General features: G+C 64.9%; 16 protein-coding genes. 9 read left to right on the top strand and 7 right to left on the bottom strand.

Translation table 11 applies throughout. From position 1 onward, the window contains the following. Positions 1–18 precede the first annotated feature (18 nt). Entirely contained in the window at positions 19–1,311 is a 1,293-nt protein-coding gene (locus tag N2604_RS09715) for an adenylosuccinate synthase (protein WP_260374504.1), read from the bottom strand. 425 nt (positions 1,312–1,736) lie between these two features. Between N2604_RS09715 and N2604_RS09710 the strand changes: the two genes are divergently transcribed. Beyond that, entirely contained in the window at positions 1,737–2,669 is a 933-nt protein-coding gene (locus N2604_RS09710; RefSeq protein ID WP_260374503.1) for a DMT family transporter, read from the top strand. A 210-nt stretch (positions 2,670–2,879) separates the two neighbouring features. Here N2604_RS09710 and N2604_RS09705 read toward each other — a convergent pair whose 3' ends face one another. Next, positions 2,880–3,269 (bottom strand): DUF1330 domain-containing protein, encoded by a 390-nt coding sequence (locus N2604_RS09705; protein WP_409241727.1) that lies wholly within the window; start codon positions 3,267–3,269, stop codon positions 2,880–2,882. A 104-nt stretch (positions 3,270–3,373) separates the two neighbouring features. On the opposite strand from N2604_RS09705, the gene N2604_RS09700 reads away from it, so the two are divergent. Continuing rightward, complete coding sequence (locus N2604_RS09700) at positions 3,374–4,309, top strand: DMT family transporter (RefSeq protein WP_260374501.1); 936 nt, start codon at positions 3,374–3,376, stop codon at positions 4,307–4,309. A gap of 222 nt (positions 4,310–4,531) precedes the next feature. Beyond that, positions 4,532–5,509 (top strand): tripartite tricarboxylate transporter substrate binding protein, encoded by a 978-nt coding sequence (locus N2604_RS09695; protein ID WP_260374500.1) that lies wholly within the window; start codon positions 4,532–4,534, stop codon positions 5,507–5,509. 171 nt (positions 5,510–5,680) lie between these two features. Here the strand turns inward: N2604_RS09695 and N2604_RS09690 are convergent, their stop codons facing one another. Next, the gene (locus N2604_RS09690) at positions 5,681–7,366 is read right to left on the bottom strand and encodes a methyl-accepting chemotaxis protein (protein ID WP_260374499.1); all 1,686 of its coding nucleotides are present in this window, start codon (positions 7,364–7,366) and stop codon (positions 5,681–5,683) included. Positions 7,367–7,617: 251 nt separating this feature from the next. Here N2604_RS09690 and N2604_RS09685 point away from each other — a divergent pair, with 251 nt between their 5' ends. The 4 genes from N2604_RS09685 to N2604_RS09670 all read left to right on the top strand — a co-directional run bounded on the left by N2604_RS09685 (position 7,618) and on the right by N2604_RS09670 (position 12,070). After that, positions 7,618–8,661 carry a C-terminal binding protein gene (locus N2604_RS09685; RefSeq protein ID WP_260374498.1) on the top strand — a complete coding sequence of 348 codons (1,044 nt, stop codon included), beginning with the start codon at positions 7,618–7,620 and terminating at the stop codon, positions 8,659–8,661. An 86-nt stretch (positions 8,662–8,747) separates the two neighbouring features. After that, positions 8,748–10,088, top strand: a complete 1,341-nt coding sequence (locus tag N2604_RS09680; RefSeq protein WP_260374497.1) for an ABC transporter substrate-binding protein — start codon at positions 8,748–8,750, stop codon at positions 10,086–10,088. Between the two features lie 133 nt (positions 10,089–10,221). Next, positions 10,222–11,178, top strand: coding sequence for a carbohydrate ABC transporter permease (locus N2604_RS09675; RefSeq protein WP_225149213.1), 957 nt, complete (start codon positions 10,222–10,224; stop codon positions 11,176–11,178). Continuing rightward, the gene (locus N2604_RS09670; protein WP_036041073.1) at positions 11,171–12,070 is read left to right on the top strand and encodes a carbohydrate ABC transporter permease; all 900 of its coding nucleotides are present in this window, start codon (positions 11,171–11,173) and stop codon (positions 12,068–12,070) included. Before N2604_RS09675 ends, N2604_RS09670 begins: the two co-directional genes overlap by 8 nt. A 5-nt stretch (positions 12,071–12,075) precedes the next feature. Here the strand turns inward: N2604_RS09670 and N2604_RS09665 are convergent, their stop codons facing one another. Further along, positions 12,076–12,969: a LysR family transcriptional regulator gene (locus N2604_RS09665; protein ID WP_260374496.1), complete on the bottom strand. Its 894-nt coding sequence runs from the start codon at positions 12,967–12,969 to the stop codon at positions 12,076–12,078. 133 nt (positions 12,970–13,102) lie between these two features. Here N2604_RS09665 and N2604_RS09660 point away from each other — a divergent pair, with 133 nt between their 5' ends. After that, positions 13,103–14,110 carry an alpha/beta fold hydrolase gene (locus tag N2604_RS09660; RefSeq protein WP_260374495.1) on the top strand — a complete coding sequence of 336 codons (1,008 nt, stop codon included), beginning with the start codon at positions 13,103–13,105 and terminating at the stop codon, positions 14,108–14,110. Between the two features lie 150 nt (positions 14,111–14,260). Further along, on the top strand, positions 14,261–15,616 hold the full coding sequence (locus N2604_RS09655; RefSeq protein WP_260374494.1) for an esterase-like activity of phytase family protein: 1,356 nt from the start codon (positions 14,261–14,263) through the stop codon (positions 15,614–15,616). Positions 15,617–15,813: 197 nt separating this feature from the next. On the opposite strand, the gene N2604_RS09650 is transcribed toward N2604_RS09655, so the two are convergent. The 3 genes from N2604_RS09650 to N2604_RS09640 form a co-directional block, all read right to left on the bottom strand. Beyond that, positions 15,814–16,982 (bottom strand): IS3 family transposase gene (locus tag N2604_RS09650; RefSeq protein WP_260371983.1). Its coding sequence is split into 2 segments (ribosomal slippage): positions 15,814–16,694 and positions 16,694–16,982, totalling 1,170 coding nucleotides; the frame shifts between segments, so codons are not numbered across the junction. A gap of 181 nt (positions 16,983–17,163) precedes the next feature. Next, positions 17,164–18,843, bottom strand: coding sequence for a mucoidy inhibitor MuiA family protein (locus N2604_RS09645; protein ID WP_260374493.1), 1,680 nt, complete (start codon positions 18,841–18,843; stop codon positions 17,164–17,166). Positions 18,844–19,015: 172 nt separating this feature from the next. After that, complete coding sequence (locus tag N2604_RS09640) at positions 19,016–19,624, bottom strand: response regulator transcription factor (RefSeq protein ID WP_260374492.1); 609 nt, start codon at positions 19,622–19,624, stop codon at positions 19,016–19,018. Positions 19,625–19,637 lie beyond the last annotated feature (13 nt).

The following is a 19,637-nucleotide window of genomic DNA, read 5'->3' as shown; positions in this document are numbered from 1 at the left end:
CGTCCCGGTAAGATATCGTTAAGCCTCAAACGGATTTTGCACCAGGATAGTATCTTCGCGTTCCGGGCTGGTGGAAAGCAGCGCAACCGGACATCCCACCAATTCCTCGATCCGCCGGACATATTTGATGGCCTGCGCCGGCAGGTCGGCCCAGGACCGTGCATTGGCGGTCGGCTCCTTCCAGCCCTCGATCGTCTCGTAGATCGGCTCGACCCGGCTTTGCGCGCCCTCGCCGGCCGGGAAATGGTCGATCTCCTTGCCGTCGAGCTTGTAGCCGGTGCAGACCTCGATCGAATCGAAGCCGTCGAGGATGTCGAGCTTGGTCAGCGCGAGGCCATTGATGCCGCAGGTCCGGACCGCCTGGCGGACCAGCACGGCGTCGAACCAGCCGCAGCGGCGCGGGCGGCCGGTATTGGTGCCGAACTCGCGGCCACGCTCGCCGATCTTGCGACCGATCTCGTTGTCCTGCTCGGTCGGGAACGGGCCCTGGCCGACGCGGGTCGTGTAGGCCTTGCACAGGCCGAGCACGTAGCCGACCGCGCCCGGCCCGAGGCCGGCGCCGGTCGCGGCCTGGGCCGCCACCGTGTTGGACGAGGTGACGTAGGGATAGGTGCCGTGGTCGACGTCGAGCAGCGCGCCTTGCGCCCCCTCGAACAGCATGCGCTTGCCGGCGCGCCGCTCGATATCGAGCAGACGCCAGACCGTCTCGGCATAGGGCAGGAGCTGCGGCGCCATCGCCATCAGCTCCTTCAGGATCACCGCGCCGTCGAATTCCGGCAGGTTGAGGCCGCGGCGCAGCGCGTTGTGGTGCGCCAGCAGGCGGTCGATCTTGTGCGGCAGCGTCTGATGATCGGCGAGATCCATCAGGCGGATGGCGCGGCGGCCGACCTTGTCTTCATAGGCCGGGCCGATGCCGCGGCGCGTGGTGCCGATCGCGGTCGCGGCGCTGGCGGATTCGCGGTGCGCATCGAGCTCGCGGTGCAGCGGCAGAATCAACGTGACGTTTTCCGCGACACGCAGGTTGTCGGGGCTGACATCGACCCCCTGCGACCTGAGCCTTGAGACCTCGTCGAGGAAGGCGGCGGGGTCGAACACCACGCCGTTGCCGATCACCGACAGCTTGCCCTCGCGCAGCACGCCGGAGGGCAGCAGCGCGAGCTTGTAGGTCTTGCCGTTGATCACCAGCGTGTGGCCGGCATTATGGCCGCCCTGGAAGCGGACGACGATATCCGCCTGCTCCGACAACCAGTCGACGATCTTGCCCTTCCCTTCGTCGCCCCATTGGGCGCCGACGACGACAACATTGGCCATTCGCGGGTAATCCTGTTCAATCTGTCTCTAGAAGGCATGATCCTCGCGGAAAACCGGTGCCCACTCTTCCGGGATCATGCCTGCGCCCAGCCCAATCGGCGGCCGAAGCCGCCCGCACGCAAGGCAGCCAACCGGATAAAGGAAGCAGCCCTTCTAGGCAAGCAAGAACGGGGCTTTTTCGGGGTCCAACGTCCGGCCCAAGCCCTTGATATCCGCGGAAAATCCCGGACCCTTGCGGGCCGGCGCAGCGGCTTCGACCAAAGCGTGAGAGGCCGCCTTCGCCGCTGGCATGGTCGCGATGCGTCCGCCCCCCGTTGATGCAACCTCGTTTTCCGTGTCTTTGGACCTGCCGGGTGATCAGCCGGCCCGGACCTCGCCGGGCCGGCTGGGCTCGGCGTATTCGACGCGGGGGCCCAACCATCACAATGTCCGCCACCGGCCACACCACGCGCGCGGAAACATCCGGCCACAGCTGGATCGCCAACCAGCCTTACCTGCTGCTCAGCATCACCGCGCTGTGCTGGGCCGGCAACGCCATCGTCGGGCGGCTCGCTGCCGGCCACATTCCGCCGGTCACGCTGTCGTTCCTGCGCTGGTTCTTCGCCTTCCTGCTGGTGCTGCCGTTCGCCTTCAAGCACCTCGTGCAGGACTGGCCGGCGATCCGCGGCAAGCTCGGCCTGATGGTCACGCTCTCGGTCATCGGCATCGGCGCCTTCAACACGCTGCAATATTGGGCCCTGGAGCACACCCAGGCGCTCAACACGCTGCTGCTGCAGTCGGCCGCGCCGCTGCTGGTGGCGCTGTGGTCGCTCGTCATTCTCGGCGTCTGTCTCACCGCGGCGCAGGCCTTCGGCGTGCTGCTGTCGATGTGCGGCGTGCTGACCATCCTGCTGCACGGCGATTTCACCACGCTGTCGAGTATCGACTTCAACAAGGGCGACCTGATCTTCCTCCTCGCGCTCCTGATCTTCGCGCTCTATTCGGTGCTGTCCCTGAAGCGGCCGCCGATGCACGGCCTCTCGTTCCTCGCCTTCACCTTCGGCTGCGGCGCCGCCTGTCTCATTCCGCTGGAGATCTGGGAACTGTCCGCACGCCCGGTGATGAAGCTCGACGGGCCGAACCTCCTGACCCTGCTCTACGTCGCCGTCTTCCCCTCGGCGCTCGCCTATCTCTGCTTCAATCGCGGCGTGCGCCTGATCGGCGCCAACCGCGCCGCACCGTTCTTCCACGTCGTGCCCGTGTTCGGCTCGATCATGGCGATGGCGTTTCTGGGCGAGCACCCGCAGGCGTTCCACTTCATCGGCTTTGCATTGGTGCTGTCGGGCGTGTTCGCAGCGTCGCGGAAGCAGGCGACTTAGGGGCCGCTGCGCCCAAACACGCAGGTGCCTCTTACCCTCCCCTGGAGGGGGAGGGTCGATCGCGCGCAGCGCGAGCGGGGTGGGGTGACAGTCCCTCCGCAAGGAACAGTGCCCGTGGGGAGAGATCACCCCACCCCGTCACGCAATCTCGCTTCGCTCGGTTGCGTGCCGACCCTCCCCCTCCAGGGGAGGGTAAGCAAGAGGGCCCCGCTACTTCGTCCTGAACTTGCTGTACGCCTCGCTCGTCGCAATGATCACGTGCTCGGCGCAGCCGTTGACGCGATGCGGATCGGCTTCGCGCTCGTAGGCTTCCGAGGTCATCATGTCGAGAAAGGCCGAGACGGACGGGTATTGGACCAGCGCGACGAAGTCCCAATCGTTGCCCGCATGCGGACCGAGTGCGACCGCCTTGGCTTCACCGGTCCAGAGCAGCGTGCCGCCGCGCGCCTTGATCATCGGCACCGTGATCGCGCTGTAGCGCAAATATGCCTCCCAGCCCGACCCGTTGCCATCGCGCGAGCGCGCGTGGAAGCGCATCAGGTTCAGCATCACCACCGGCGCATTCGGATCAAGCCGCTCCAGGCCCTCGATGTTCAACATATTGACCGCCAATGGCACCTCCTTAAGGCTCGGCTGCATTGTAGCATTGCGGCGCTGTGACTTGCGCCACGCCGCCGATCCGGCGCAAGCTCGCATAAACGCCCATGACAATTGCTTCGCCCGCGCCACCGGTCGCCAATCCGGCCAGCTGGCTCAACAACCAGCCTTATCTTCTGCTCAGCCTGAGCTCGCTGTTCTGGGCCGGCAACATCGTGCTCGCGCGCCATGTCGGGGCGCATGTGCCGCCGCTGACGATCACCACGATCCGCTGGTTCGGCGTGTTCCTGATCCTGTTGCCGTTCGCCTGGCCGCATCTGAAGCGCGACTGGCCTGCCTTGCGCAAGAGCCTGCCCCTGATGCTGTTCCTGTCGCTGGTCGGCTTTGCCTTCAACAACGCGATCTCGTACTGGGCGCTGCAATACACCGAGGCGCTGAATGCGCTGCTGATCCAGTCGGCGGGTCCGCTGTTCGTGGCGCTGTGGTCGCTGGTGCTGTTCGGCGTGCGGCTGACCGGCGCACAGCTCGGCGGCATCGCGATCTCGCTGCTCGGCGTGCTGATCATCATCCTGCGCGGCGATCTCGCGGCGCTGGCAAGCATCAGCTTCAACAGGGGCGACATCATGTTCGCCTCTTCGCTGGTGGCATTCGGGCTCTACTCGGCCTTCATCCCGCGGCGGCCGAAGATCCACCAGCTCTCGTTCCTGTCCTTCACCACCTGCTGCGGCGCAACGATGCTGCTGCCGACGGCGATCTGGGAGGCGGCAAGCGGCCGCGTGCTGCAATTCGACGCGGTCACGCTGGCGACGCTGGGCTACATCCTGATCTTTCCCTCCACCCTCGCCTATCTCTTCTTCAACCGCGGCGTGGCGCTGATCGGGCCGAACCGGGCAGCGCCGTTCTTCCATCTGGTCCCGGTGTTCGGCTCGGCGCTGGCGATCCTGCTGCTGGGTGAAAAGCTCCAGCCGTTCCACCTGATCGGTTACGCCCTGGTGCTCGCCGGCGTCGTGCTTGCATCGCGCCGGGGCTCGGCAGTGAAGTAATTCCGCGCGACGGATCTCGTGTCCCGGACAAGATGCAGCGCCTCAGCGATGCATCGCAGAGCCGGGATCCAGATCGCTGCGGGCATGGGTCCCGGTTCAGCAGTGCATCACGCCGCGAAGGGCGGCGTGATGCACTGTGCCCGGGACACGAAACTCATGTCTTCCGATCTCGACGAAGACAAGCTAGGTTCCCCGCCAACGAAAAAGAGGGAACGACCGGAGATGATTTCAGGGCTGATTCGAAACCTGCGGACCGTCGCCGCGGCCGCGCTTTGCCTCACGGCAGCATCCACCGCTCACGCCGACACCTATCCCAGCCGCAACATCACGCTGGTGCTGCCGTTCGCGGCAGGCAGCGGCACCGACACCACGACGCGGCTGATCTCGCAGCATCTGTCGCAGGCGCTCGGCGTTCCGATCGTGATCGAGAACAAGGCGGGGGCCAACGGCATGCTGGCGGCGACCTATGTCGCGAAGGCCGCTCCCGACGGCTACACGCTGCTGGTGACGACCAACACCACGCATTCGGCCAATCCCTATCTGCTCAAGAGCCTCACTTACGATCCGGTCAAGGATTTCACCCCGATCGCCCGCACCGGCGATCTGCCCTTCATGCTGGTCATCAATCCCGAGGTGCCGGCCAAGACGGTCGGAGAGCTGGTGGCTTACGGCAAGGCCAATCCGGGCAAGCTGAGCTACGCCTCGGGCTCATCATCAGCGATCGTGTCGGGCGCGACCTTCGCGCACAATGCCGGGCTCGACCTGTTGCACGTGCCCTACAAGAGCTCGCCGCCGGCGCTCAACGACGTCATGGGCGGCCGCGTCTCGATGATGTTCGTCGACATCCTGACCGGCCTGCCCCACGTCAACGGCAATGCCCTGCGCGCGCTCGCCGTCACTACCAAGGACCGCTCGCCGCTGGTGCCGCACCTGCCCTCGATGCAGGAGGCCGGCGTGCCGGACTTCGACATCTCATCCTGGCAGGGCTATTTCGGCCCCGCCGGCATGCCGAAGGAGATCGTGACGCGGCTCAACACCGAGATCCGCAAGATCATCGAGAATCCGGAGGTCAAGGCCAAGCTCGCCACGCTCGGCATGGACGCCTTTTCCGGCACGCCGGAGCAGCTCGGCACTTTCGTGAACGAGCAGCTGGTGCTGTGGGAGAAGCTGATCACCAACGCGAAGATCGAGAAGCAGTAGGGCGGTCTCGTGTCCCGGACGCGCTGCAGCGTGAAACGCTGCTGCGCAGAGCCGGGACCCAGATTGCCGTTAGCATGGGCCCCCGGCTCTGCAGCGCACCGCTGCACCGGACGATGCTTCGCATCGCCGGGGAAGCGCTGCGCTGCGTCCGGGGCACGAGAATGTGGAGTCCTACGCCGCGCGGACCTTGGCGAGGAAGCCGTCCACGGCATTGCGCAGCGCGCCGGACTGGTTGTCCAGCTCGCGGGCGTTGGTGAGAACGTCGGTGGCCGCGCTGCCGGTTGCTTCCGCAGCCGCGGTGACGCCGCCGATATGGGCGTTGATCTCGCTCGAGCCGGCCGCGACCGACTGGATGTTGCGGGCGATCTCGCGCGTCGCCTCGCCCTGCTGCTCGATCGATGCGGAAATGCCGGCGGTGATCTCGCTCATCTCGGCGATCGTCTGGGTGATGCCGGAGATCGCCGCCACCGCGTCGCTGGTCGAGGTCTGCATCGCCGCGACCTGAGCGGAGATCTCCTCAGTCGCCTTGGCCGTCTGGTTGGCGAGCGCCTTGACCTCGGAGGCGACCACGGCGAAGCCGCGGCCGGACTCGCCCGCACGCGCCGCCTCGATGGTGGCGTTGAGCGCGAGCAGGTTGGTCTGCGCCGCGATCGAGTGAATGAGCTTGACCACCTCGCCGATCTTCTCGGCTCCGGTGGAGAGCTCCTGCACCGTGGAGTTGGTGCGCTCGGCATCGCTGACGGCACGGCTCGCAACTTCAGTGGAGCGCGTGACCTGGCGGGAGATTTCCGCAACCGAGCTTGACAGCTCTTCGGCGGCGGCCGCAACGGTGCCGACATTGCCGGACGCCTTCTGCGAGGCGGCACCGACGGTCGCCGCGCGCGAGGAGGCATCGCTGGCGGTCGCGGTCATCGATTGCGCCGTGGTCTGCATGCCGGCTGCAGCCGAGGAGACCGAGCGGACGATGCCGTTGACGCTGCGCTCGAAATCGTTGGCGATCTCTTCCATGGCGCCGCGGCGTTCCGCCGCGGCGCGTTCCTTGGCGTCCGCCTCGGTCCTCTCGAGGTCGCGGATGCGGACCGCGTTGTCCTTGAAGATCTGGACGGTCGCGGCCATCGCGCCGACCTCGTCGCCGCGGCCGACGCCGGGGATATCACCCTCGAGCTTGCCGTCGGCGAGATCCTTCATGCGGGTGCCGAGCAGGGCGAGCGGAGCACTGATGCTGCGACCGATCATCCAGGCGACGCTGCCGGCAACGATGACGATGCCAAGCACCGCCAGGCCGAGCAGCCAGTAGACCGGGCCCATCTTGGCTTCGATGTCGTCGAGATAGGCGCCGGTGCCGAGATACATGTCGAAGCCGGGCACCGCGACGGCGTAACCTATCTTGCGGATCGGAGTCTCCTGGCCGGGCTTCTTATACTCATAGTGAAGCAGGATCTCGCCGTTGGCCTTGACGCCGTCCATCAATTCCACCGACAGCTTGCGGCCGTTGGTCACGACGTCCATTCGGTTGGTGCCGATCACCTTCGGATCGGGCGCAAGCTGGGTGAGACCGTCATAGGACGTGCCGAACAGGTAGCCGGCACCCTTGTCGTAGGTCATCGCGTTGCCGTAGCGGCGAAGCTCGGCCATCGCGGCGTCCTTCGTCATCTCGCCGGCATCGACGCGCTTCTTCAACGCAGCGGCATAGTTGCGCGCCAGCTCGACGATCGCCTTGGCCTGGTCGATGCGCGCATTCACCATCTCGCGCTTCATCAGGTAACCGGCGAGAACTCCGGAGATGCAGAGGCCGAACAGCGTGACACCGACGAGAATGGCAAGCTTCGGGGCGATCTTCAGATTGCTCAACTTCACGGGTTAGCTCCGGCAATGATGGGATACGGCGCACGACGAGATCGATCAAATTCGAGTCAAGCTTTAGTGGCGGAGCCCTTAGCAAGTTACTTACGTGCCTCCGTAGAAGCCCCGAGCTTGCACGGAAAAGCGGAAATATACCTGGCCCACAACAACCGTGAATTGTACGCACCTGCCCCGATTTCGCGTAAAAGACGCAAAGGCCCGCTCGTGGAGGCGGGCCACGACAAGAAACCAATCGGGAGCAGAGAATGTCGAAATACAGGGTGGTGACGCCGAAGGGTGCGAGCTTCACGGTCGCGGGCAGCGATTATTCGTATGAGCGCGAGGCGCTCGATCCGATCGATGCCGAGATCGTCGAGGCACCCGCCGACGAGGCCGGGTTCATCGCCGCCGCGAAAAACGCCGACGCGATCTACGCCAAGGGCATCCCGATCACCAAGTCGATCATCGACGCGCTCGAGAGCTGCAAGGTCATCACGCTCGGCTCGGTCGGCGTCGACAGTGTCGACGTCAAGGCCGCCACTGCCCGCGGCATTCCCGTCACCAACATCCCCGACACATTCATCGAGGAGGTCGCCGACCACGCCATGATGCTGCTGCTCGCGGGCTTCCGCCGCCTGGTCGAGCAGGACCGCATGGTGCGCGACGGCCGATGGGCCGAGGGCCGGCCGGCGCTGCTCAAGATCCCGAGGCTGATGGGCCAGACGCTCGGCTTCATCTCGTTCGGCCGCGTCGCGCGCGCGGTTGCGAAACGCGCAGCGCCCTTCGGCCTGCGCATGATGGCCTATGATCCCTTCATCCAGGAAACGCTGATGTACGACCACGGCGTGATCCCGGCGACGCTGAACGAGGTGCTGTCGCAATCCGACTTCGTCTCGATGCATGCCCCTGCACGGCCCGAGGTGCACCATATGCTGACCGAGAAGCACTTCCGGCAGATGAAGAAAGGCTCGATCTTCATCAACACCGGCCGCGGCGCCACCGTGGACGAGGAGAGCCTGATCAAGGCGCTGCAGGAGGGCTGGATCGCACACGCCGCCCTCGACGTTCTGGAAAAGGAGCCGCCCTCGCACAACAATCCCCTGCTCGGCATGGAGAACGTGACCCTGACCGCCCATGTCGCCTCGGCCTCGGCACGGTTCGACGAGGCGCGCAAGCGCCGGGTGGGCTACGAATTGTCACTGGTGCTTCAGGGCATGTGGCCGGTAAGCTGCGTCAATCCGTCGGTGCTGCAGAACACCGCGCTCCGCCGCTGGCAGCCCGTCAGCATGGACCGCGGGCCGAACAGCTAGGCGGGCGGCGCAACAAGCGCCTACGACCGAAACGGCCCTTCACCGGCGATCAACGCCGGGAAGGGAGACATCATAGGGAGGAACTGATGAGGAACGACATCACACGTCGTGATGCCTTGGCGCTGGGCCTGTCCGCTGCAACGCTCGCGGCCACCGGTGCTGCAGCGCAAACATCCAATATCAAGGCTGCCGACGTCCCGGCACCCAAGCTCGACATCGAAAAGGGCGCGTCCTTGCGCATGCTGCGCCCGGTGCGTTTCGTCCAGGCCGACGAGGACGTGTTCCGCGCCAATGCCGCAAAGTTCACCAAGGACACCGGGGTCGAGGTCAAGGTCGACTTCGTCGGCTGGGAAGACATCAACCAGCAGACCGCGGTGACCTCGAATTCCGGCGCCGGCCCCGATATCATCATCGGCTTCTCCGACGCGCCTCACATTTACATCGACAAGCTGATCGAGCTCACCGACGTCGCCGACTATCTCGGCAAGAAATACGGCGGCTGGCTACCGCTGGCGCAACGCTACGGCAAGAAGAACAAGAGCGCGTCCTGGATCGGACTGCCGTTCGGCGCCACCGCAGGTCCGCTGATCTACCGCAAGTCGGTCCTGCAATCGGTCGGATTCGACAAGGTTCCGGAAGATCATGCCGGCGTGGTCGACCTCTGCCGCAAGCTGCACAAGGCCGGCAAGCCGGCCGGCTTCGCACTCGGCAACGCCAAGGGCGACGGCAACGGCTTCGCCAACTGGGCGCTGTGGTCGCATAACGCCTCCCTGCTCGACGAGGAGGGCAACGTCACCATCAACAGCAAGGAGACGATCGCCGCGCTCAACTGGGTCAAGGAGCTGTATCCGACCTTCATCGCCGGCACGCCGTCCTGGAACGACGTCAGCAACAACCGCGCCTATTCCTCGCAGGAGATCGCGCTAACGGCCAACGGCGTCTCACTGTACTTCTCGCTGAAGAACGACCCGGCCACCAAGGCCATCGCGGAGGACAGCGAGCATCAGCTGCTGCCCAAGGGCCTGGCCAAGGTCTCGCCGATGGCGGGCCTGACATTGAACGCCATGGTGTTCAAGCACAGCCCGTACCCCAACGCCGCCAAGGCCTTCCTGCAATACATGATGGAGAAGGACCAATACGAGCCGTGGCTCAATGCCAATTCCGGCTATTGGTCGCAGCCGCTGTCGGCCTATGCCGAAGCCGCCGTGTGGTCGCAGGATCCGAAGGTGAGCCTGTTCAAGAACACGATGAACAGCACCTATTATGACGGCTACAAGGGGCCGATCTCGACGGCGACCGGCGCGGTCAGCGCCGATTACGTGCTGATTCAGATGTGCGCCTCCGTCGCCACCGGTGCCGCCACGCCGGAGGCCGCGGCCGCCGAAGCCGAGCAGCGCTGCAGGCGCTACTTCCGGCGGCAGAAGTGACGGCCGATAGGCCGTCATTGCGAGGAGCTCTTGCGACGAAGCAATCCAGGCTATCACGTCGAGGACAGACTGGATTGCTTCGCTCCGCTCGCAATGACGGTGTGGTGACATTCAACGGCAGGACAACAAGCTGATGTCCGTGACGACGCTTTCCTCCCACGCACTGGCGCAACGGCAGCCGAACTGGATCGTGCGCCTGTTCGACTACAAGCCGTTCCTGATCGCGATGTGCCTCGCGCCAGCGCTCGGGCTGCTTACCGTGTTCCTGACCTACCCGCTCGGCCTCGGCGTCTGGCTCGCCTTCACCGACACGACGATCGGCCGGCGCGGCATCTTCGTCGGGCTCGAGAATTTCCAGTACCTGCTCACCGATCCCTTGTGGTGGAACGCGGTGTTCTACAGCGTGTTCTACACGGCGGTGGCGACCTTCGGGAAATTCGCGCTCGGCTTCTGGCTCGCGCTGCTGCTCAACAACCATTTCCCGTTCAAGAGCCTGCTGCGCGCCATCGTGCTGCTGCCCTGGATCGTGCCGACCGTGCTCTCGGCCCTGGCGTTCTGGTGGATCTACGATCCGCAGTTCTCGATCATCTCCTACCTCCTGGTCGACGTGCTGCATTGGCGCGACAGCAATATCGACTTCCTCGGCTCGCCCTGGCCGGCGCGCTTCTCGCTGATCGCCGCCAACATCTGGCGCGGCATTCCCTTCGTCGCGATCTCGCTGCTGGCGGGTTTGCAGACCATCTCGCCCTCGCTCTACGAGGCCGCGATGCTGGACGGGGCCAGCGCCTGGCAGCGCTTCCGCTACATCACCTTCCCGATGATGCTGCCGATTCTCGCCATCGTCATGACCTTCTCGATCATCTTCACCTTCACCGACTTCCAGCTGGTCTACGCCATCACCCGCGGCGGTCCGGTGAACTCGACCCACCTCTTGGCGACGCTGGCGTTCCAGCGCGGCATCGCCGGCGGCGAGCTCGGGGAAGGTGCGGCGATCGCGGTGTCGATGATCCCGTTCCTGGTGTTCGCGACGCTGTTCTCCTATTTCGGCCTGGCGCGCCGCAAATGGCAGCAGGGAGAGGCCAATGACTGACACCGCCGCGCAATCGACCGTCGCCGACGCAAAAGCGCCGCCCGACACCATGGCCTGGGATTCCGGGCTGCGGCGGCTGATGATGATCTACCTGCCGCTCGGCTGCTTCGTGCTGATCCTGCTGTTTCCGTTCTACTGGATGGCGATCACCTCGTTCAAGCCGAACGCGGAGCTGATGAACTACCGGGACAACAACCCGTTCTGGATCTCCTCGCCGACGCTGGCGCACATCAAGCATCTGTTGTTCAACACCGCCTATCCGCAATGGCTGAAGACGACGATGCTGGTCGCGATCGGCTCGACCACGCTGTCGCTGATCGCGAGCACGCTGGCGGCCTACGCGATCGAGCGCCTGCGCTTCCGCGGCAGTCCCTATGTCGGCCTCGGCATCTATCTCGCCTATCTGGTGCCGCCGTCGATCCTGTTCATTCCGCTCGCCACCGTCGTGGTGCAATTCGGCCTATTCGACTCGCCGCTGGCCCTGATCCTGGTCTATCCGACCTTCCTGGTGCCGTTCTGCACCTGGCTCCTGATCGGCTATTTCAAGTCGATTCCTTACGAGCTCGAGGAATGCGCACTGGTCGACGGCGCCACGCGGCTGCAGATCCTGCGCCGGATCACGCTGCCGCTCGCGGTGCCCGGGCTGATCTCGGCCGGCATCTTCTCCTTCACGCTGTCATGGAACGAGTTCATCTACGCGCTCGCCTTCATCCAGAGCGGCGCCAACAAGACGGTGCCGGTCGCGATCCTGACCGAGCTCGTCACCGGCGACGTCTATCAATGGGGCGCGCTGATGGCGGGATCGCTGCTCGGCTCGCTGCCGGTCGCGATCTTCTACTCGCTGTTCGTGGATTACTACGTCTCCTCGCTGACGGGTGCGGTGAAGGAGTAGCAGAACTAGACTAGGCGAGCCTTGAGACGCGGCGTGACCCAATCAAGAAAGGCGCGGAGCTTGAGCGGCGCAGGCTTTCGCTCCGCATAGACGATGTGGACGGGCCAGGGCTCTTGCTCGAACTCCTCCAGCATGAGGACGAGCTTGCCGGCCCGCCGCGCAGCCTCCATCTTGTAGGACATCACGCGCGTGATGCCGGCACCTGCCACAGCCGCTTCGACCGCCGCCTCCGAATCGCTCAGCGTCAATCTCGACCGTATCGGCACCGTGACTTCGCTGCCGTCCCTGACGAACTTCCAGCTCTTCTGCGCCGCATGGCTGTCGACGCCGATACAATCGTGCGACGCGAGATCGGCGGGCTCAGTCGGATGCCCTCGCTTCGCGAGGTATCCGGGACTGGCGCAGAGCACGAACCGGACCGAGCCGACCCGTGTCGCGATCAGGTTGCTGTCCGGCAGACTGCCAATTCGAATCGACACATCGATATTCTCTTCGACAGTGTTGACGATGCGATCGGTAAGGACGAGCCGCAGTGCGATGTCGGGATAAGCCTCCATGAACTCGAGCGCGATCGGCAGAAGGTGCATGTGGCCCAGTCCCCAGGGCGAAGTGACCGCTAGGTCGCCCCTCGGATTTCTGTACTCGCCCGAGACCTCCCTCTCGGCCTCGTCCACCTGCTCGATGATCCGCTTGCAGGCCTCGATATAGGATCGTCCCGCATCGGTCAGCGTCATCTGGCGCGACGACCTCTGAAACAACTGGGCGTTCAGCCGCGCCTCCAGTTCGGCAACCGTTCGGCTGATTGTTGCGACCGGCATCCTGAGACGCCGGGAGGCCGCCGAGAAGCTTCCTGTATCATTGACAGCGATGATCACCGACATCGCCTCCAGCCGGTCCATCAGACGCGTCTTTCCGTAACCTGAGAAGTAGCTTCTCGATCATATGGACTGATCCCGCCGGTCGCAATCGGTTACCCGAAGCTCGCCGCGGACTTTGGAATGGGACGGCTGGAAGCTTGCCTGGAAAATGATCATGACCACCGAGAGCATCAAACATTCATTAGCCGGCCTCGATCGCCGACACCTCGTCCTTGGCTTGTCCGGAGTTGCCGTTGCCGCAGCTACGCCGGCTGCCGCAGCGAAGCCGCAACACGCTCGCTCCGGGACCGGCAACGGCTATCCGGTCACGTACCATCGGACCAAGACGATCGACGGGATCAACATCTTCTACCGCGAAGCCGGGCCGAAGGATGCGCCCGTGGTACTGCTGCTGCACGGCTTTCCGACCTCCTCCCACATGTTTCGCAACCTGATTCCGGCTCTGGCGGATCGGTATCATGTGATCGCTCCCGATTATCCCGGCTACGGCCAGAGCGACATGCCGCCGCGCGCATCATTCAAGTACACGTTCGATCGCTTCGGAGAGCTCGTCGACGGCCTGCTGGACCAGCTCGGCGTCAAGCGTTACGCGATGTACGTCATGGACTACGGTGCCCCCGTGGGCTGGCGGCTGGCGCTGAAGCATCCCGAGCGCGTCAGCGGCCTCATCGTTCAGAATGGCAACGCCTACGACGAAGGGCTGAAGGAGTTCTGGAATCCGATCAAGCAATACTGGGCCGACGGATCCGCGACGAGCCGTCAGGCGCTGATGAAACTGCTGACGCTGGAGACGACCAAATTCCAGTACACCGACGGCATGTCAGACGTGAGCCGGATCTCGCCCGACAACTGGATCCACGACCAGACACTGCTGGACCGGGCAGGCAACAACGAGATCCAGCTCGACATGTTCTACGACTACCGAACCAATCTGCCGCTGTATCCGGCGGTGCAGGCCTACTTTCGCAAGCACAAGCCGCCGACGCTGATCGTCTGGGGCAAGAACGATTTCATCTTTCCTGCCGATGGTGCCCATCCCTACAAGCGCGACCTGCCCCAGGTGGAATTTCATTTGATCAACTCCGGTCATTTCCTGCTCGAGGACAGGTTCGACGAGGTCACGCCCCTGATCCGCGATTTCCTCGCCCGCAAGATTGCCTAACCCTGCCGGATTCCACGAGGGTCGCCGCGCACCCGGCCCCCTCGTCAGATTGGACGAGGCGTTGGAGAGCGCTGCGGGCCTTTGGCCCGGCTTCACAATACTGCAACATGCAATCCGCATAAGCGTTGCGTCCGCCAACAGGAGACGCACATGCGCGCGACTTTTCTTTGCACCGTCGCCACGATCATTCTCACCGCGAGCACCGCGCTCGCGCAGAGCGAGGGCGAATTCCCCGCCAGGCTCGCCGGTCACGTGGTGATGCCGGCCGAAACGTTCATCGAGGCGCCGGCCGATGCCCCCGCCGATCTCAAGGCGGCGGGCAAATATACCACCGGGAAGCGGGTCGACGCGCCCGGCACCGTGATGGGCAAGTCCTTTGAGCGTCCGACCGGCGTGTCGCTGCCGTTCAAGGGCCAGCCGCTGCAGGGCCATTCCGGCATCAAGACCATGCCCGACGGCACGTTCTGGGTCCTCACCGACAACGGCATGGGCGCGCGCGCCAATTCGCCGGATTCGATGCTGTACCTCAACCGCTACAAGATGGACTGGGCCAGCGGCAAGATCGAGCGGCTGGAGACCGTCTTCCTGCACGATTCCGACAGACGCGTGCCGTTCCGCATCGTGCATGAGGACACCCAGAAGCGCTATCTCACCGGCTCCGATTTCGACACCGAAGGTTTCCAGATCATCGGCGACACCTTCTGGATCGGCGACGAGTTCGGCCCCTATGTTCTGAAGGCGGACAAGTCAGGCAAGATCCTCGGCGTGTTCGACACCGTGGCCGACGGCAAGCCGGTGCGCTCGCCCGACAATTGGGCGGTGGGAACGCCGGCCGCGCCGGGCGCGACCTACACCAACGTCAATCTCCGCCGCTCCAAGGGCTATGAGGGCTTCGCCGCGTCGAAGGACGGCAAGTTCCTCTACGGCCTGCTCGAAGGACCGCTGTGGGATGCCGAGAAGAAGGACTGGGAGAAGGTCGACGGCAAGGAAGCCTCTCGCATCCTCGAATTCGACGTCGCCGCCGAGAAATTCACCGGCCGCTACTGGCACTATGTATTCGAGCAGAACGGCAACGCCATCGGCGACTTCAACATGATCGACCAGGCCTCCGGCCTTATCATCGAGCGCGACAACGGCGAAGGCACCGCCGACAAGGCCTGCCCGCAAGGCCAGCGCGGCGAGAACTGCTTCCCCGACCTCGCCAAGTTCAAGCGCGTCTACAAGATCGAGCTGACCGACGCCAATGTCGGCAAGCCCGTGCGCAAGATCGGCTATATCGATTTGATGAAGATCAGGGATCCCGACAAGAAGGCGAAGAAGCCGCTCAATGACGGCGTCTACACCTTCCCGTTCTTCACCATCGAGAACGTCGATCGCGTCGACGACACCCACATCATCGTCGGCAACGACAACAACCTGCCGTTCTCCTCCAGCCGCGATCCCAACAAGGCCGACGACAACGAGTTCGTGCTGCTCGATGTCGCGGATTTCCTGAAGGCGAAGTGAGGCGAGCCTCTCTCCTCTCCCTCTCCCCGCTTGCGGGCGGAGGGTCGGGGTGAGGGGGAGTCTCCACGGGGACGGTGAGAGACGGACTCGCGGAGAGTCCCCCTCACCCGCCGCGCTTCGGACGATGCTTCGCATCGCTCGGCGCGCGTCGGCCTCTCTCCGCACACGGTGATCTTCCCCCGAAAAAGTGGACGGGTTTAAGCGGCTTTTAGCTCCATCTCGATCGGGGCGATATATCCGATTGCGGAATGGAGCCGGGTTCGGTTGTAGAAGCCCTCGATGAAGGCGAAGATGTCGCGCTGGGCCTCGGCGCGGGTGTTGTAGTCGCGATGATGGATCAGCTCGGTTTTCAAGGTATGGAAGAAGCTCTCCATCGGGGCATTGTCGTAGCAATCGGCCTTGCGGCTCATTGATGCCACGATGCCGGCGCCGGTGAGGACCTTGCGATAGGCATGTGAGGCATACTGCACACCGCGATCGGAGTGGTGGATCAATCCGGCCAGCGGCCGTTGCTGCTGGATGGCCATCGTCAGCGCCGCGGATGCGAGCTCGACCTGGATATGGTCTTGCATGGCCCAGCCGACGATCTTTCGGCTGAACAGATCCATGACGGCCGCCAGATACAGCCAGCCCTCCGCGGTCGGGATGTAGGTGATATCGGCGAGCCAGACCCGGTTCGGGGCGGGAGCGGTGAAGTCGCGCGCGATCAGGTTCGGTGCGATCGGGAGGTCGTGACGGCTGTCGGTGGTGCGCACCCGGCGTGGCGGCGCCATGATGGCGCGGATACCGTGCCGGTGCATCAGCCGCTCGATCCGGCCACGGCTGGCGCCGCGGCCCTGCTTGCGCAGGACGGCATGGACGCGAGGACTGCCGTAACGCCCGCTGCTGTCTTGATGGACTTGCCGGATCGCGGCCAGGAGGCTGGCATTGGATTTGGTCCGCTCGCTCACCGGGCGATCGCGCCAGGCGTAATAGCCGGCCGGCGAGACCTCGAGCACGGCACACATCAGCCGCACCGGATAGGCGTCGCGGTGGTCTTCGATGAAGCGGAAGCTCATGTCCGGGTTCCGGCGAAGATCGCGATCGACTTTTTTAAAATGTCGCGCTCCATGCGCAGCCGTTCGTTCTCCTGACGCAGGCGGGCGATCTCCGAAGCCTGGTCCGCCGACATCGGCGTCGCCTGCGTGGTGGGGCGCCACGCCGCCGATGTCGGCTCCTGCCGGAGCTTGTCAACCCAGCGCCGCAGCACCGAGTCGCGCAGACCGAGTTCCTTGGCAACCGACCCGATCGAGCGCCCGCTCGACAAAGCCAACTCGACGGCTTGGTGCTTGTACTCTTCGGTAAATGACCGACGTTGACGTTCCATTCGACACCTCCGGGCTCAATGAGCCTACTACAGGTGTCCACTTATTCGGAGGAGCTTCACGGGGCGCTTGCGGGGGAGAGTTGGGGAGAGGGTGTCTCCACAACGGGACAATCCCCTTGAGGTGACAGCCCTCTCCCGCAAGCGGGAGAGGGAGCGCACCTCCTTTGTGGCGCGACCACGCCTACCCCGCTGGCACGATCACCATGCCCTTGTCCTTCGGCCAGCGGACGCGCCAGGCGAAGTTGATGTCGCGGGCCTCGCCGGGCTTGGCGTCGAACGACCATTCCAGCACGCCGCGCTTGTCGCGGATGTTGGTTGCGGTCGGCTGGGTGCTCGAGGGCAGCATCTCGACGACGATATCCTCGTTCTCGCTGACCGGCAGCTGATCCTCGATTGCGACACGAATCGGGAAATCGTGCCCGTTGCGGATCGTGGTCTTGAACGAACGCTCGTCGGTCTTCGACGTCGTCACGAGCAGGCCGGCCGAACCTTCATTGCGCTTGAGCACCGCGCGCTCGATCTTGACCTTGTCGTCGGCGCCGAACCCGAGCCGCACGATGTCGTCCTTGGCGGACGCCGTGATCTTGCCGCGGCCGACGAAGGTGCCGTCGCGGTAGATCGCGACCTTGCCCGGCAGCAGGGTCGTGTCGTCGGTCTGCTTGAAGCTGGCTTCGAGGAACGCGGTCGGATCCAGCACCGGTGCGGCGCGCACCGCGAGATCGGCGGGCACATTGATCGAAGCGATGCGAAGGCTCTTGGCGCCTTCGGCAGCGCCGAGGCTGATGCGACCGGGAATCCTGAAGGTGGCCTGGAAGTCGCCGATCTCGGCGACGGCCTGCTGCTCGTCGGCGCGCTCGCGCGGCTCGGCCGCCTCTGCGATCTTGGCCATGGCCGGCGATTGCGCCTGGCGCGTCATTGGCGCAGGCCGCGCCAGATCCGACGCGGTCCCGAGCGCGAGCGGCTTAGGCAGCTGCGGATATTGCGCAAGCAGCGAGCCCAGCTCCGGGGCACTGCCGCCGCGGCTGATGCGCACGGTGGAGACGCCGAGCGTCACGTTCGACCAGTCCTCGCCGGTGGATTGCGTCACCTCGGCGCGACGAACCAGTTCGAGCTGCGGCTTGCGATCCTTGGCGCCGGTGTCGAGCCGGGCGTCGTAGAGCGGCACCCAGCGCGCGTTGCGCACGGCATAGGTCACGCGCAGCGTCGCCTTGGCCGCGGCGGCCGAGGCGACGTCGATCCGCACTTCCAGCTTGCCCGGCGGCTTGGCCGAGCGCTCGGCTTCCAATTCCGCGATCTGGCGGTCGAGCTCGCGCTGTTTTCGCGTGGCATCGCGAATTGCGCTGTCGGCGGTCGCGACCTCCTCGGCCACCGCCGCAAAGGCCGTGCGCCATTCGGCGATCGGGCGCGCCTCGCCCTTCTCGCCGAGGCCGGCCGGCGAAGCCTCGGCAAAATGCTGCGCGAACTTGCGCCGGGCATTGGCCGAGTCGATCGCACCCTGCAGATCGGCCCGTTGATCCCTCAGCGCTTCGATGCGCTTGTCGAGCTCGGGAAGGTTGACCGGCGGCGCGGCCTTCGGCGGGCGCGCATCGATCGTGCCGATGGTGAGCTTGGCGCCCGCCTCGCCTTCGACGCGGAGGGAAGACGGATCGAGCGAGAGCGGAAAATCCTTGGCGACCAGCGTCGAATCGCCGGCGGCGAGATCCAGCGAAATGACGCGGGTCACGGTGGCACCGTCTGGGTAAACGGTGACCGTGTCGATCGTCGACGTGGCGTCCACGTTGGCCGCCCATGACGGCGATGCAAGCGCCGTGGTCACCAGGACCAGGCCCGTGGTTGCCAAATATCTTGCGGTGATGCGCATGAAGTCTCTCCTGCCGGTATCGCCGCGCCGCCAGCCGGACGCGCGCGATGAGATGCCTCGCCATCGTGGTTGGACGCGGCAGGGAAGGAACCGGTTCGATTGAGACTTCCGTGGGGCGCCGCCGCGGCGGCACCATGGCTGCGGAACGCTGGGCGGTCGTTCAGGCCTGGGCCTAAGAGCCCTGGCCGAAAATGCGCCGAAGCAGGTCGGTCACGTTCTTGGCGCCGGCCTTCTTCAGGATGCTGGCGCGGTAACCTTCGACCGTCCGCGCGCTGAGATGCATCCTCCGGGCGATCCCCTTATTGGTGAGGCCGGCGGCAAGATGCTCGAGCACGTCGGCCTCGCGCGCCGTCAGAGGCTCGCAGCCGGGCAGCCAGCGTTGCCGGATCGCGCCGGGTTGCGCGCATTCATCGATGGCGGCATCGATCCGGCCGACGATGTCGTGGGTGCGGAACGGCTTTTCGATGAAGTCGGTCGCGCCGCTCTTGATGGCGTCGACCGCCATGGCGATGCTGCCGTTCGCCGACGTCACCAGCACCGGCGCCATGCAATTCTCCTCGCGCAGCCGCCTGAGCACGTCGAGAGCGGAGCGATCCGGCGGCATCTCCAGCAGCACACAGGCCGGCATCCGGGCCTTGGCTTCCGAGAGCAGAGACGCGCCATCGGCAAAGCAGATCACGTCATAGGCGCTCTGTTGGAGCGCGGCGGAAAGTTGTTCGCGGGAGGCGGCGTCAGTGTCGATGACGAATACCTCGCCCTTGGAAAGCATGTTCCCCGGCATAGTCCCGATCCAG

Source organism: Bradyrhizobium sp. CB1015 (assembly GCF_025200925.1).
Classification (GTDB): Bacteria; Pseudomonadota; Alphaproteobacteria; order Rhizobiales; family Xanthobacteraceae; genus Bradyrhizobium.
This window is presented reverse-complemented; position numbering and strand designations above follow the sequence as displayed.

Coding starts and splice junctions, on each gene's coding strand:
- N2604_RS09715 (WP_260374504.1), bottom strand. CDS start 1,311: ATGGCCAATGTTGTCGTCGTCGGCGCCCAATGGGGCGACGAAGGGAAG.
- N2604_RS09710 (WP_260374503.1), top strand. CDS start 1,737: ATGTCCGCCACCGGCCACACCACGCGCGCGGAAACATCCGGCCACAGC.
- N2604_RS09705 (WP_409241727.1), bottom strand. CDS start 3,269: ATGTTGAACATCGAGGGCCTGGAGCGGCTTGATCCGAATGCGCCGGTG.
- N2604_RS09700 (WP_260374501.1), top strand. CDS start 3,374: ATGACAATTGCTTCGCCCGCGCCACCGGTCGCCAATCCGGCCAGCTGG.
- N2604_RS09695 (WP_260374500.1), top strand. CDS start 4,532: ATGATTTCAGGGCTGATTCGAAACCTGCGGACCGTCGCCGCGGCCGCG.
- N2604_RS09685 (WP_260374498.1), top strand. CDS start 7,618: ATGTCGAAATACAGGGTGGTGACGCCGAAGGGTGCGAGCTTCACGGTC.
- N2604_RS09680 (WP_260374497.1), top strand. CDS start 8,748: ATGAGGAACGACATCACACGTCGTGATGCCTTGGCGCTGGGCCTGTCC.
- N2604_RS09675 (WP_225149213.1), top strand. CDS start 10,222: ATGTCCGTGACGACGCTTTCCTCCCACGCACTGGCGCAACGGCAGCCG.
- N2604_RS09670 (WP_036041073.1), top strand. CDS start 11,171: ATGACTGACACCGCCGCGCAATCGACCGTCGCCGACGCAAAAGCGCCG.
- N2604_RS09665 (WP_260374496.1), bottom strand. CDS start 12,969: ATGGACCGGCTGGAGGCGATGTCGGTGATCATCGCTGTCAATGATACA.
- N2604_RS09660 (WP_260374495.1), top strand. CDS start 13,103: ATGACCACCGAGAGCATCAAACATTCATTAGCCGGCCTCGATCGCCGA.
- N2604_RS09655 (WP_260374494.1), top strand. CDS start 14,261: ATGCGCGCGACTTTTCTTTGCACCGTCGCCACGATCATTCTCACCGCG.
- N2604_RS09645 (WP_260374493.1), bottom strand. CDS start 18,843: ATGCGCATCACCGCAAGATATTTGGCAACCACGGGCCTGGTCCTGGTG.
- N2604_RS09640 (WP_260374492.1), bottom strand. CDS start 19,624: ATGCCGGGGAACATGCTTTCCAAGGGCGAGGTATTCGTCATCGACACT.